Origin of the sequence: Rhizobium sophoriradicis (assembly GCF_025200795.1) — a bacterium.
Lineage (GTDB): Bacteria > Pseudomonadota > Alphaproteobacteria > Rhizobiales > Rhizobiaceae > Rhizobium > Rhizobium sophoriradicis.
Genome location: NZ_CP104154.1, coordinates 90,802 through 104,844, shown reverse-complemented (window position 1 = coordinate 104,844; position 14,043 = coordinate 90,802). Strand labels below are relative to the sequence as shown.

At 60.2% G+C, this 14,043-nt stretch carries 11 protein-coding genes and 1 pseudogene; 11 read left to right on the top strand and 1 reads right to left on the bottom strand.

Annotated elements, in window-relative coordinates; genetic code table 11:
• Positions 1-209: 209 nt before the first annotated feature.
• From N2597_RS26050 to N2597_RS26000, 11 genes are all read left to right on the top strand, one after another.
• Positions 210-1,247, top strand: a complete 1,038-nt coding sequence (locus N2597_RS26050) for a class I SAM-dependent methyltransferase (protein WP_077989839.1) — start codon at positions 210-212, stop codon at positions 1,245-1,247.
• Positions 1,248-1,431: 184 nt separating this feature from the next.
• Positions 1,432-2,316 (top strand): dihydrodipicolinate synthase family protein, encoded by an 885-nt coding sequence (locus tag N2597_RS26045; protein WP_096762522.1) that lies wholly within the window; start codon positions 1,432-1,434, stop codon positions 2,314-2,316.
• A gap of 7 nt (positions 2,317-2,323) precedes the next feature.
• On the top strand, positions 2,324-3,001 hold the full coding sequence (locus N2597_RS26040; protein WP_179363806.1) for a GntR family transcriptional regulator: 678 nt from the start codon (positions 2,324-2,326) through the stop codon (positions 2,999-3,001).
• A 55-nt stretch (positions 3,002-3,056) separates the two neighbouring features.
• A complete protein-coding gene (locus tag N2597_RS26035) occupies positions 3,057-4,385 on the top strand; it encodes an ABC transporter substrate-binding protein (RefSeq protein WP_096762470.1) in 1,329 nt (442 codons plus the stop codon).
• On the top strand, positions 4,385-5,323 hold the full coding sequence (locus N2597_RS26030) for a carbohydrate ABC transporter permease (protein WP_096762471.1): 939 nt from the start codon (positions 4,385-4,387) through the stop codon (positions 5,321-5,323). The genes N2597_RS26035 and N2597_RS26030 overlap by 1 nt, the downstream gene beginning before the upstream one ends.
• Positions 5,323-6,138: a carbohydrate ABC transporter permease gene (locus N2597_RS26025; protein ID WP_040112059.1), complete on the top strand. Its 816-nt coding sequence runs from the start codon at positions 5,323-5,325 to the stop codon at positions 6,136-6,138. Before N2597_RS26030 ends, N2597_RS26025 begins: the two co-directional genes overlap by 1 nt.
• 19 nt (positions 6,139-6,157) lie before the next feature.
• Positions 6,158-7,141 carry a sugar kinase gene (locus tag N2597_RS26020; protein ID WP_096762472.1) on the top strand — a complete coding sequence of 328 codons (984 nt, stop codon included), beginning with the start codon at positions 6,158-6,160 and terminating at the stop codon, positions 7,139-7,141.
• A gap of 278 nt (positions 7,142-7,419) precedes the next feature.
• Complete coding sequence (locus N2597_RS26015; protein ID WP_096762473.1) at positions 7,420-8,124, top strand: RNA polymerase sigma factor; 705 nt, start codon at positions 7,420-7,422, stop codon at positions 8,122-8,124.
• Positions 8,125-8,292: 168 nt separating this feature from the next.
• Positions 8,293-9,156 (top strand): ferritin-like domain-containing protein, encoded by an 864-nt coding sequence (locus N2597_RS26010; protein WP_406549916.1) that lies wholly within the window; start codon positions 8,293-8,295, stop codon positions 9,154-9,156.
• Between the two features lie 357 nt (positions 9,157-9,513).
• On the top strand, positions 9,514-10,800 hold the full coding sequence (locus N2597_RS26005) for an SDR family oxidoreductase (protein ID WP_086156601.1): 1,287 nt from the start codon (positions 9,514-9,516) through the stop codon (positions 10,798-10,800).
• Positions 10,797-11,261: a DUF2269 family protein gene (locus tag N2597_RS26000; RefSeq protein ID WP_040112063.1), complete on the top strand. Its 465-nt coding sequence runs from the start codon at positions 10,797-10,799 to the stop codon at positions 11,259-11,261. The genes N2597_RS26005 and N2597_RS26000 overlap by 4 nt, the downstream gene beginning before the upstream one ends.
• A gap of 997 nt (positions 11,262-12,258) precedes the next feature.
• Here the strand turns inward: N2597_RS26000 and N2597_RS25995 are convergent.
• Positions 12,259-13,824 (bottom strand): annotated as a pseudogene (locus N2597_RS25995) (BCCT family transporter).
• Positions 13,825-14,043 lie beyond the last annotated feature (219 nt).

The following is a 14,043-nucleotide window of genomic DNA, read 5'->3' as shown; positions in this document are numbered from 1 at the left end:
ACGATCTATCGAAACTAAACTGCAAGCCATGCTTCGGCGCCCTCCAGAATTTCGTTCGGCAACCTGCAACGGGTTTGTCTTATTATTTAACCTTCGTAGAGAAGCAGGTTCCCACCCGCAACAGTAGAATTACCCTTATCCCGTGTAGATTCTAGTCGCATCCTGTTTCGAGGTTGATTATGCTTAACGCTAGGTCAAGGAGTCTCGAAATGGCACGAAGTCTTGTCTTGGATGGTGAAAGTCTTGTGGCGCCCGGTGAAATTCGTCAGGCAACGAGGAGGTTTGCCGCGCCAAAGCCCGGCGACCTTATTGTTGCCAAAGCCGAGCTTGCCCTCAGCCTTGACCTGTCGATCCGTCAGTTCAAATCCGGCGTCGAGCCTGGTGCGATAATCCAGCGTCTCACCGACGCCCTGCATCAGTTGCGGCGCCGCTTTCACCCCGACGTGTGGGACGTCATCGTTCCGATCGCGCAATCTCATCCGGTTGCCGACTATCTGCATCAGGATCCATTGACCCGCTGGTCGTTTGAAAAGCCGCGCGGCTATTCTGGCGACGCACGTCTTCTCGACTTCATCTACGGCAGGCCTGAGATCGAGGACGCAGTCGCATCATCGAGCAAGTTGGGACGTTCGATCTACGCCTATACCCGAAACGCTTCGTCATCCCTAGCGGTAAGGGAGCGTCGAGATATTCTGGCGCGCCGCGTCGACGAAATCGCTTCGGTTCGGCCGGGCTCCACCGAGATCCTGGCCATTGCGTCGGGGCATCTTCGGGAAGCGCCTTTGTCGCGCGCGCTCGGCGCCGGCGCGATCAAACGCTGGGTGGCTTTGGATCAGGACCCAATGAGCGTCGGAACCGTAGCCCGCGATTTCGCCGGTACGCCTGTCGAGGCTGTGAACGGGTCGGTCAAATCCCTGCTCGGTGGAAGGCATGCGCTCGGAATGTTCGATTTCGTCTACGCCGCCGGTCTCTATGACTATTTGCCGGACGCGGTCGCCGTCAAACTGACCAGGAAGTGCGTCGGCATGCTTAAGCCCGGCGGCACGTTCCTCTTCGCCAACTTCTCACCGGCAACGGATGTCGATGGTTACATGGAGACATTCATGAACTGGGCGCTGCTGTTGCGGTCAGAACACGAGATGGGGTTGATCGCAGGTGAAAGCGTGACTGGGGCGGATGTGAAGGTGTCGGTATGGTCCGGCTCAAATCGCAGCATTGTCTACTGCGAAATCGAAAGAACGTCCTAGGGCGCCCTTTGGCCGACACGCAACGGCGTTGGCGCCAAGTTAGCGCACAGGAGAGCGGCACGGACCCTGCAGAGCGGCTTTACTGAAGGATTGTTTGCCATTGCTCCCTAAGTCCCACCACCAGGTCTTTACAACTAACATGTTAGTCTGCTAAGCCTGATCCACTAGATGGGGAGGAATGATATTGCCAACAAAATTCGGGCTGTCTGTCGCCCTTGCCACGCCGTTTGACGGCAATAGCGATATCGCCCCCGAGGCAATGATTGCGCAGGGGCAACGGTGCCTGGCTGCTGGCTGCGCCAGCGTGACGCTGTTCGGCACGACGGGCGAGGGCTCGTCCATCGGAAGTCGGGAACGCGAGCGCGTGCTCGCGGACTTCCTCGACGCAGGCATTGTCGCAGAGGACATCATCGTCGGCGTGCTGGTCGACTCAGTGGAGGATGCGGCGATACAGGCGGGTCATGCCCTTTCGCTCGGAGCGAGGAACATCCTTCTGGCTCCGCCGTCCTATTTCAAAAACGTCGGCGACGAGGGCGTGTTCCAGTGGTTTTCAGCGGTCTTCGCCATGCTGGGCGATCAGGCGCGGGACATCATCGTCTACAATATTCCCTCGATCACCATGGTCCCGCTGACGGTGTCGCTGATTGGCCGCTTGCGGACTGCCTTTCCGAACATCGTCACAGGCGTCAAGGATTCTTCCGGCGACTGGCCGTTCACGGAAAGCCTGCTCAAGGCGCATGGCGACCTCATCATCCTGATCGGCGACGAACGCCATCTCGCCAGAGGCGTTCGGCTTGGCGGCCAGGGGGCGATCTCTGGCATGGCGAATTTCGTACCCCGCGACGTCAAGCTGATGGCCGAAGACGGCAAGGACGACCCCCGCATCGAGGCATTCGTGGACGAACTGCTCAAATTTCCGGTCGTCCCAGCCGTGAAAGCCATGGTGGCACATCAGACATCGGATGAGATCTGGCTTGCGGTTCGTCCGCCGCTCGTTTCAATATCGGGGGAGGGGCAGGCCCAGCTCGCCCGCGCTTTCGACGATCTTTTCCGGTCGAAAGCCGCGTAGGTCGGACATGTTGCTGGAGGAGGCGATGGACGGAACGGACGAGCAGCCGACGCTGCGGGAAAAGGCCTATGCAAGTTTCACGCGCCACCTGCTTGCGCGTGACGTGCGTCCCGGCCAGTTCGTTTCGCAGCGCCGTCTCGTGGAATTGACGGGACTGACGCTCGGCGCCATCCGCGAGCTCATCCCGAGGCTTGAAGCCGAGGGGCTGATCAAGACGGTGCCGCAGCGGGGCTTGCAGATCGCTCACATCGATTTGAACCTCATTCGCGAAGCCTTCCAGCTGCGCGTGTTCCTGGAGAAAGAGGCCGTGGCGCTCTTCACCCGGTCAGCGTCGGACGAGACGATCGCCAGGCTGTTGAAGCAGCATCGAGATATTGCCGAGGCCATCCGAAACGGCGATGGCTCGCACGAATTGGAGCTGCGTGCCCAGGCCGTCGATTGGGGCATGCACGATGCCTTTATCGATGCCCTGGGAAATACCATTATTTCGAACGCCTACCGCGTGAATTCGATCAAGATGCGCCTGATCAGCCAGGATCGCTTTCGCATCGACGGTCACGTCGGACCCGTTATGGGCGAGCATCTGAAAGTGCTCGAGGCAATCGAACGACGATCGGCGGAGGACGCCGTCAACAGCCTTGTCGCACATATCAATCATGCAAGGGATCGTGCGCTCAGGATATAATCGGGAATGAACAGCCGGGGATGAGGAGATCGCCGGCAACAGGAGGAGGATCAACATGCCATCATTCTTCAATCCGACACGCCGCGGTTTTCTGGCGGGGACTGCCGCGCTTGGGGCCAGCAGCATGCTCGGCATGCGCCCGGCCGCCGCTGCCGTCGATTGGAAGCGCTTCACCGGCACCACGCTCGAAGTCAACCTGGTCAAGAGCCCGCGCAGCGAAATCCTTCTGAAGTACCTGCCCGAATTCGAGGAGCTCACCGGCATCAAGGTCAATGCCGAAGCGACGCCCGAACAGCAGCAGCGCCAGAAGACGACGATCGAGCTCAGCTCCGGCAAGCCGAGCTTCGACGTGGTCCACATGAGCTACCACGTCCAGAAGCGGCAGTTCGAAAAAGGCGGCTGGCTTGCCGATATCAGCGGCTTCCTCAAGGATCCCGCGCTGACCGATCCGTCGCTCGTGGAAAGTGATTTCGCTGAAGCCGGGCTTGCCTTCGCCAAGGACGGTGACGGCGTGCTGCGCTCTCTCCCCTTCTCGGTCGATTACTGGATCATCTACTGGAACAAGACGCTATTCGAGAAGAAGGGCCTGGCCTACCCGACCAGCTTCGAAGAGCTGGCAAGTGCTGCCGAAGCGCTGACCGATCCCTCGACCAACACCTACGGCTTCGTAGCCCGCGGCCTGAAGAACGCCAATACGCCGGTCTGGACGTCGCTGCTGCTCGGCTATGGCTCGAGCCCGCTCGGTCCCGACGGCAAGCTGCGCACGACATCGCCGGACGCTATCGATGCGGCCAAGCTTTACCAGAAGCTGATGACCAAGACCGCCCCTCCCGGCGTCTCCGGCTTCAACTGGGCCGAGGCGCAGTCGGCTTTCCTGCAGGGCAAGATCGGCATGTGGCTCGATGGCGTCGGTTTTGCGCCGCCGATCGAGAACCCGGAAAAGTCGCGCGTCGTCGGCCAGGTCGGCTACGGCATCATGCCGAAGGGTCCGAAGGCACAGGCCGCAGGCACCTTTGGCGACGGGCTCGGCGTCGTCGCGGCAAGCCAGAAGAAGGAAGCCGCCTATCTCTTCTGCCAATGGGCGATTTCCCATGAAATGGGCGCCCGCTTGCTGCAGGCCGGCGCCGGCGTTCCGTTCCGCCAGTCCGTGCTCGAGGATGCCAAGGTCCGCGAAGGCGTCAAGATGCCGGCCGCCTGGCTCGATGCCGTCGTCGGCTCCGGCAAGATCTCGCAGCTCGCCCTGCCGGTCATCATTCCGGTCACCGAGTTCCGTGATATCTATGGCGTCGGCCTCACCAACATGATCGGCGGCGCCGATCCTGAAGCCGAACTGAAGGCGGCGACGGCGCAGTTCGAACCCGTCCTGGCGAAAAGCGAGGGATAATGGCCTCGGCAAGCATCGAAACGGCCGCAGTGGCCAAGGCGCCGAAAGGCGGGAGCAAACCGGACCGGTTTGCTCCCAACTACTGGCCCTTCGTCATCCCGGCGCTCATCGTCATATCAGCCGTCATCGTCTTTCCATGGGTGTTTACGGTGTGGATGAGCGTCAACAGCTGGACGCTCGGTCAGTCGCAGGTCTTTGCGGGGCTCGACAATTATGTCCGTCTTGCTACCGACATGCGCTTCTGGGAGTCGCTGTGGCACACGGTGCTCTATACGACGCTCTCCGTGGTCGTCCCCCTGTTTTTGGGCACGCTCGCCGCGCTGATCTTCGATGCCCAATTTCCGCTCCGCGGTGTTATCCGCGGCATATTCGTGATGCCGATGATGGCGACCCCGGTCGCCATCGCGCTCGTCTGGACGATGATGTACCACCCGCAGCTCGGCGTGCTCAACTATCTCCTCTCCTTCGTCGGCATCGGCCCGCAGGAATGGATCTACAATCAGAGCAGCGTCATTCCCTCGCTGGTTCTGGTCGAGAGCTGGCAGTGGACGCCGCTCGTCATGCTGATCGTGCTCGGCGGCCTGGCGGCGGTTCCGCGCGAACCTTATGAAAGTGCGGAGATCGACGGCGCCAATGTCTGGCAGAAATTCCGCTATCTGACGCTGCCGATGATCGCGCCATTCCTGATGATTGCGGCGATCATCCGCAGCATCGATGCCGTGAAAAGCTTCGACATTATCTACGCCATGACCCAGGGCGGCCCGGGCACGGCGTCTGAAACGATCAACATCTATCTCTACAACACCGCCTTCGCCTATTACGACATCGGCTACGGCTCGGCCATGGCGGTCGTCTTCTTCATCCTCATCGTCCTGCTCTCCTTCGTCCTTATGATGATCCGGCAGCGCGTGAACTGGTCCGACGGGGAGGCACGCTGATGAAGCGCAAGACGCTCGATCGCATCGGACTGCTGTTCGTCGCGCTGGTGATGATCTCGCCGGTCGTCCTGTTTTTCCTTTGGATGATCTCGCTGTCGCTGAAATACGAGATCGACAACGGCGCCTATCCACCGATCTTCGTTCCGGAGCGTTTCGCCTGGACGAACTATCTGAAGGTCTTCGAGGAGAACAATTTCTTCCTCTATCTCTGGAATTCAGTGCTGGTGACGGGATCGGCCACGCTTCTGGCGCTGCTGATCGGCGTGCCGGCGGGCTACGGCATCGCGCGACTGAAGGCCGAGAAGTCCGCCATGGTCATCATGATCGCGCGCATGACGCCGGGCCTGTCCTTCCTTATTCCGCTCTTCCTGCTGTTCCAGTGGCTGAACCTGCTCGGCACGCTGATGCCGCAGATCATCATCCACCTCGTGGTCACCGTGCCGATCGTCGTCTGGATCATGATCGGCTATTTCGAGACGACGCCGATGGAGCTGGAAGAGGCGGCGAGCATCGACGGCGCCACGCCGTGGCAGGTTTTCCGCCTTGTCGCCCTGCCGATCGCAAGACCCGGAATCGTCGTCGCCTTCATCCTGTCGGTCATCTTCTCGTGGAACAATTTCGTCTTCGGCATCGTGCTCGCCAGCCGCGAGACGCGCACACTCCCCGTCGCCGTCTACAACATGCTCTCCTTCGAACAGGTCAGTTGGGGGCCGCTTGCAGCGGCGGCGTTGATCGTCACCTTGCCTGTGCTGATCTTGACCGTGTTTGCGCAACGGCAGATCGTGGCGGGGCTAACGGCCGGCGCCGTCAAATGAACGGGCGAGGCGACCGTCGATGACTTCCTCTGGCTTCGACCTGCCGCCCAATCCGGCGCGCCGCGTCCTATGCGTCGGCGCGGCGGTTCTCGATACCCTCTTCCGCGTGCACTCGCTGCCCACGGGCCAGGGCAAGATCCTGCCTTACGAGATGATGCAGGTCGCCGAAGGCATGGCGTCGAGCGCGGCATTCGCCGTCGCCCGGCTTGGCGGCCATGCCAGCCTCTGGGGCGCGGTTGGCGACGATGCCACAGGCGAACGCATCATCTCCGATCTCGGCGATAGCGACATAGACACGAGCGGCATGACGGTTGTGCAGGGCGCCGGCTCGGCCGTCTCGACGATCCTCATCGATGATGAGGGCGAGCGCTTGATCGTGCCCTTTTACGATGCGCGGCTGCACGATACGGTCAGGCCGGTCACCGAGCAGGAGATTTCTGCCTTCGACGCCGTGCTTGTCGACGTCCGGTGGCCGAAGCTTGCGCTGCGGACGCTGATCGCGGCCGGCAAGGCTGCCAAGCCGGCCATTCTCGACGGCGACGTTGCGGGCGAGGGCGTCATCGAGATGCTGGCGCCGGCGGCCAGCCACATCATCTTTTCGCAGCCTGCAGCCGAGCGGCTTGCCGGGACCGCTGATCTCGTCGGCACCGTCGGCCTTCTGAAGCGGAAATTCGCACATGCCTTCATCAGTGTCACGGCTGGCGAGAACGGTTCGCTGTGGTTCGATGATGCAAGCGGCGACATCCGTCGTCTTGTCGCTCCGAAGGTAAGAGCGATCGATACGCTTGCGGCGGGCGACATCTTCCATGGCGCTTTTGCGCTGGCGATTGCGGAAAACATGCCGATCGAAGAAGCGATGCGATTGTCATCGATGGCGGCGGCTCTGAAATGCCGGAAGTTCGGCGGACGCATCGGCGCACCCACCAGAGTGGAAGTCTGCGAAGCACTGCGCGACTGGGACGTGGGCGCCGTCTCGGCAGGCAAGCGAAATCGAGAACGGTAGTCCGTACCGCGATACTGTCGCCAAGCTCCAATGACAAGCAAACAACAAACCAACGAGAAAACAGCGGCTTATACCTTTTACGGCTTCTGAAAGCAGATATCGCCGGCGACCACTCTGTTAGTCTCAGTTGCACCGAAACCAGAAGATGGAACTGCTCCGCGCCGATTTACTTGGTCAGCAGGCCTCTGGTCCGCTAGAGTCCCAAGTCTCCACCTGGCCGCAGACCGAAAAGCAGGAATACGCTTATCTCATAGTAAGCTGATGCATCTGGAGCGCCTATGATGAAGCCGAGCGGATCCACCGAGGCAGTGAGAATCGAGGACCTTGACGACGCGGGGCTGGTTGAACACGCGCGACATCGAGACTCCGCCGCATTCTGGCTGATCATCAAGCGTCACAATCAGCGGCTTCACCGGGTCGCCCGCGCCATCCTGAATGACGACACCGAGGCGGAGGACGTACTTCAGGAGACCTATATCCACGCCTTCACCCATCTGGCCGAATTCCGCGCGGAGGCGCGGCTGTCGACCTGGCTCACCCGGATCGCGCTGAACGAGGCGCTGGGACGCCGCCGGAAAAGGCGACCCACCGTGGACGCGAAAGTCATCGAAGGCATGGTCGCTCCGTTCAGCGCACACAAGCCTGATCCCGAAGAGGCGGCCGCTCTCGCTGGAATCCGCGGCCTCCTGGAGCGAGCCGTCGGTGACTTGCCGGAGCCGTTTCGCATCGTCTTTGTCATGCGGGACGTCGAGGAAATGAGCATTGAGGAAACCGCTTTTCTTTTGGCATTGCGACCTCAGACAGTGAGCACCCGTCTTTATCGCGCACGCCGGCTGCTCCGCGAGGCGCTGGAGGACAAGCTCGCAACCGTGTTCACGGATACGTTTCTCTTCGCCGGCGCTCGTTGCGACCGCCTCGCGCAATCAGTCCTCGCTCGGCTCGCAATCCTTGGTTCCAAAGGATCTGTTGAACGCGGCAACTGAGCGCAGGTAGACGCCGTCCACGCCGAGATTACGCCGGCTCCTTTCGCAGGGCCTTTGTAGCGGGACGCGGGAATATTTTGGCGGCCCGGACCATCTAATCGTCAGGCAAATGCATTCGGTGCCGCGGTGCTGACAGCGGTGTTGAATCAACAAACATAGGAGACCGCCATGCACGGCGCACTTCACCTATCCCGGCGTCAGTCGCTTCAGGGACTTATCGTACTCGGTGCCGGAGCGGCACTGAGCGGAATCGCGCGGCCTTCTCCGGTATTGGCACAGGACATATCGGTCGAGGACATTTTCCGTTTTGCGCTCAACCTCGAATATATGGAGGCTGAATACTACCTGCGCGGCACCACCGGAAAGGGCATCGACGCAGCCGATGCCGGTTCGAAACCCGGCGACGTCGTTGGTGGAAAGCAAGTCTCGTTCGAGACGCCCGCCATCGGCGAATTCATGCAGGAAGTGGCGGAAAATGAACTCGCGCACGTCCGCTTCTACCGCAAGACGCTTGGAACCGACGCGGTTGACCGGCCGGCCATCGATTTCGATGCGGGCTTCAAAGCCGTCGCGCAAGCAGCAGGCCTCGGGCCGGATTTCGACCCCTTCGGCAACGAGACGAACTTCGTTCTCGGCGGGATGTTGTTCGAGGATGTCGGCGTCACCGCCTATGCCGGTGCGGCGACAGTTCTGAAAAACAAGGACTTCCTCGCCGCAGCCGCAGGCATCCTGGCGGTCGAGGCCTATCACATGGGAATGGCGCGATCTACGCTATACCGAAAGGGAGAGGAAGCCTGGAAGGCCGCCAACGCTGTCTCCGATGCGCGAGACAAAATCGACGGGTCAGACGACAAGGACCAGGGGATTCAGGCGGACGGAAAAGCCAACATCGTTCCCTCGACGCCCGATGCGATCGCGTTCACCAGAACGCCGCAGGAGGTGCTGCGGATCGTCTACCTCACCGACAAGGACGGAGTGAGCAAGGGCGGCTTCTATCCGGAAGGGATGAACGGTACGCTCAAGACCACCTGAGCCAGTTGGTTCGACTACCCTTCAAGGCGAGGGGACTATAATTTGTCCGGGGCGCCCGACAAGGCAGGCCATCGCGTCTGAATGTTCAGTCGATCGCAAAAACGCCGATCCGAGAGATCGAGGCGCAGGGAAACGCGTCATTCGTTGACAATCCACCGCGTGGCACTCACCTGGTTCATGGCGGCTTCAGTGATCGCAATGGCATTGGCACCTGGAGATTTACGCCGAAACAAGCCGCAACCGTTCATGGCGAATGCGGATGTCGAGGCGGACGCCATGTGGGGTGCGGTTAGGCTGGCACTGGAACGAAATTTGTCCGCACAAGTTCGGGTCTGTTGAGCGAGAAGGCCCGCAAGCATGAAGATTCTGGTTATCGGAGCGACAGGGCTGGTTGGTAGCGCCGTCTGCGCCGGGCTGGCGACGGGCGGACATAATGTCATCAGCGCGGTTCGTCCTGGCAAACAGCCCGATGGAGGGCTCGGCACCTGGGTTGAAGTCGACATAGCAAAGGCGGTTGAACCCTCTGACTGGCTGCCTCACCTCGAAGGAATAGATGCGGTCGTCAACTGCGCCGGGGCGCTGCAGGACGGAATGAGGCACAACATGACGGCCGTCCACGCGCAGGGACCGCGAGCCTTGTTCAGTGCATGCGAGCAATCCGGTGTACGCCGAATTATTCATTTCTCGGCGATCGGGGTGGATCGGCAGCAGCCGTCAGCGTTCTCACGCACGAAGCTTTCCGGCGACATGGCTCTGATGGAGACGAATCTCGATTGGGTGATCCTGCGTCCCGCCGTGATCCTTGGGGACGCCGCGTTCGGTTCCAGTGCATTGTTCCGGGGACTTGCCGCTCTGCCGGTTCTGCCGGCGATGCCGTCGACCGGGAAACTTCAGGTGGTGCAGCTCGAGGACGTCACGGAGACCGTCCTTCGTTTTGTCGACAAAGCAGACCCATCGAAACTCTCGCTTGAAATCGTCGGCCCGCAACCGCTTGATTTCGACGAGATTGTAGCGCGGTACCGGAGATGGCTTGGCTGGCCTCCCGCCAAGCGCTATCTGCTGCCCCGCCCGCTCGCCAGCCTTCTCTATCGGCTCGGCGATATCGCAGGATTGCTGGGATGGCGGCCGCCGGTTCGAAGCACCGCCGCAAGGGAGATCGTCCGCGGCGCCGTGGGCGATCCAACGGATTGGACCGCCGCTACCGGAATCCGGCCGTTATCGTTGGACGATGCTTTGGCGCGTCGCCCTGTTTCGGTCCAGGAGCGTTGGTTTGCCAAACTCTACTTTCTGAAGCCGGTCATTTTTCTGCTGCTGCCACTCTTCTGGATAGCGACCGGGATAATTTCGCTGACGTCGGGTTTCGAGGAGGGCGTCGAACTGATGCTGGCGGGCGGCGCAGGTTGGCTCGCGGCACCAAGCGTGGTTGCCGGAGCTCTTGCAGACATCGTGGTCGGATGCGCTATCGCTTTGCGCCGCACAGCGCGTTGGGGCCTCTACGCAGCTGTCCTGCTATCACTCTTCTATGCAGCAGCCGGCACGGCAATATTGCCGGAGTTGTGGAATGAGCCCCTCGGCCCGCTGACCAAGATATGGCCGATCCTCGTGCTACACTTGGTCGCTCTGGCGATTCTGGAGGAGCGATGATCTATTTCGTACTGAAATTCCTGCATATCATCGGCGCCGCTGTTCTTCTCGGCACCGGCGCGGGGATCGCCTTCTTTATGTTGGTGGCGCATCGCACCGGCAATGCGATCACCGTAGCCGCCGTCGCGCGGATCGTGGTGCTTGCGGATTTCGTCTTCACGACAACGGCCGTGATCGTTCAGCCGATCACCGGCATAGCGCTGGCCTGGCATGTCGGTTATTCCCTTTGGGATCGTTGGATATTTTGGTCGATCATCCTCTATCTGGTCACGGGCGCCTTTTGGTTGCCGGTCGTTTGGATGCAGATGGAGATGCGCAATATCGCGAAGCAAGCAGTGGTGAAGGGTGAGCCGCTGCCGGCGCGCTATCACAAGCTATTTTGGACCTGGTTCTGTTTCGGCTTTCCGGCTTTCGCTGCGGTCCTGGCAATTATCTGGCTCATGATTACACGCCCGGCTTGATGAGAGCGCGGCTCTTGTTGTCTTTGCGCTGACGCGCTTTGTCATGCCGCTATGACATCAGCAACACCTTCAAAAGGGATTGACCAAGATTGATTATTGACTCATCACGCAATGTGAACATAATAGGAACATCGGCGAGGCGGCCGCCAATCTGAAAACGAATGTATAGAGCACGGATATGCGCGAGCAGCCGACCGGCAAAGTCGTGGAAGACGAAGGGCTCGAGTAATCGCTATCACAGGGGCGATATGCCAGCAGCAAGAGCAAAGTGCTGGACGACATCCGCCACCTGCGTCGGCAGTTGGCACTGACAGAAGGCGCTATGAGCCCGCGGTTGGCCCGAGCTACGATCGAGACCGATAATGCCGGAAATGAACATATCGAAGAAGCTGTCGCGCTGGTCGTTGGAGGAGGCACGGCAAGTAGGACACCTACTGGTTATCCGCTGCGGGCTTTGCAATATTACACGTCGGTTTCTGCCGGATGACATTCTTAAGCTCCATAGGAACACCACCTTGAGCCGCCTGAGGTTTGTCTGCCAAGAATGCAACAAGAGTGCTTACATCGAGGTGAACGTCTATTGCCCGTCATCATGGGAAGTCGGAAAGCTTGAGGTCCGGCGGCTGGCCGGAATGCGAGACGTCCGGAAGCCTATATAGCGAGACGGAACCCTTTAGAAGGCCGCAGCGGCGCAGAGACGCCAAGGGATCCAGCGCCGCGGGATCCAGCATCAAGCAAACGCTTAGCCGGTGATACGAGCCGGAGCCGCCCATACTGCGAAGGGCAATAGCCGGGTACTACCGACATCAAGCCCGTTCGATGTAGTTGTCGTTACGGTGTCCGACGCGGGGTTCGCCGGCTAAGGGTTGCAACCATGGGCCTCGCATCGTGCGTTTCTGCTTCAAACTCGATTATGCGGCCGTACACTCCCACGTCAAAGCCGCACCTGAATTTCACCAGGTGCGGTTTATTGGCGCTGGATGGGGAGACTCGTGATCTATTCAGCAGTTGATGTGGCCAATTGCGGACCTTCGGAAAGGGGAGAGAGTGGCTCAGGCCGGTCTTCGAGGTCGTTCAGCAGTGCCGTCCATAGCGAGACGCATAGTCCGACCATCACGACGAGGAAGGGTGCTGCGGCGATAATCGACGCGGTCTGCAAGCCCTGCAAGCCTCCCATCACCAGCAGCACACAGGCCGACGCTCCGGCGAGGCCACCCCACAGCACGACGACGCCGCGTGCGGGCTCAAGCGTGCCGCGAGACGAGAGCATGCCCATCACTATCGAGGCGGCATCCGCGCCCTAAAGAAGATGGCGACAAGGAAGATCGCGACGAATGAGGTGAGCGCGGTTGCAGGATATTGTTCAAGCAGGGCAAACAGCGAGATGGCGGCCCCCTTGGTGTTGACGGCCTCGACGAGGCCGCCGGCTCCCATCAGTTCGGAATGTAGCGCTGTGCCACCCATGATCGTGAACCAGAGGAAGGTTACGCCGCTCGGAATGAGCAGAACGCCGATGATGAATTCACGGATCGTACGCCCCTTGGAGATGCGTGCAATGAAGACCCCTACGAAAGGCGCCCAGGAAACCCACCAAGCCCAGTAGAAGATTGTCCAGCTGCCCAACCATTTAACGTCGCTGAAGGCGGCGGTGCGGAACGACATGGTGACGAGATCGGATAGATAGTCGCCAAGCGCCTCGGTGAAGGTGTTGAGGATGAAGATGGTCGGCCCGACGATGGCTAGGAACAGTAGCAGCACGGCCGCGATCACCATGTTCATGTTGCTCAGGAACTGAACGCCCTTGCCCACCCCGGAAACTGCCGAAAGGATAAATAGCACCGACAACACCGCGATGATCGCAAGGGCCACTCCCGTCCCCTCACCGATTCCCCAAAGAAAATTCAGACCGCTGTTGATCTGTTGGGCGCCAAGGCCGAAGCGATGTCGCCGTGCCGAACAGCGTGGCTATAACGGCGAGAATATCGATCGTCTTACCGATCGGTCCGTTGACGGCGCTACCGAGCAGGGGGGTGAATGCGCTCGATATCAGGATAGGCAAGCCCTTACGGTAGGTGAAGTAGGCGATCGCCAGCCCGACAATGGCATAGATCGCCCAAGGGTGCAGCGCCCAATGAAAGTAGGAGTATTTCATTGCGACTAGCGCAGCTTCCCGGCTTTGCGCGGCCGCCAGACCGTGAGGAGGTGCGCCAAAATGGAAAACTGGCTCGGCAACGCCCCAGAACATCAAGCCGATGCCCATGCCGACGCTGAACATCATGCAGACCCACGAAGCCGTCCGGAATTCCGGAACCTCGTCATCGGCCCCAAGCCTGATCTTGCCGAAACGGCTGATCGCCAGGAACCCGGCAAAGATCAGGAAGAACGCGGTCGAGACAACAAAGCCCCATCCGAAATCGCCGATAATCGCCGAAAGCGCAGCTTGGGTGACGGAGGCAAGGCTCTCCGGAGCCACCGCTCCCCATGAGATGAACCCGGCCGCTATTGCTATTGCCGGCCAGAATACCGCCGGATCTATGCTGCGGAGTCTGTTCGCAGTCGACATGCTTATCCCTCCAAGGTTTATGTGCTGACGTTCCCTTTGAATTTTAAAATCGGCATCGCGATAGAACCTGTCCGAGAGGCCAAGTCATGATGCCAATGCCGTAAAGCTAACGACGCTGAACGCGCCTTTGTGACCTTGCGGCTCTGGGGCCGCCTTCTTTATGTGACTAGCAGATCACCCGGTTTCCACTCGCCTCCGTTACGACCGTCGGCTTGTCGA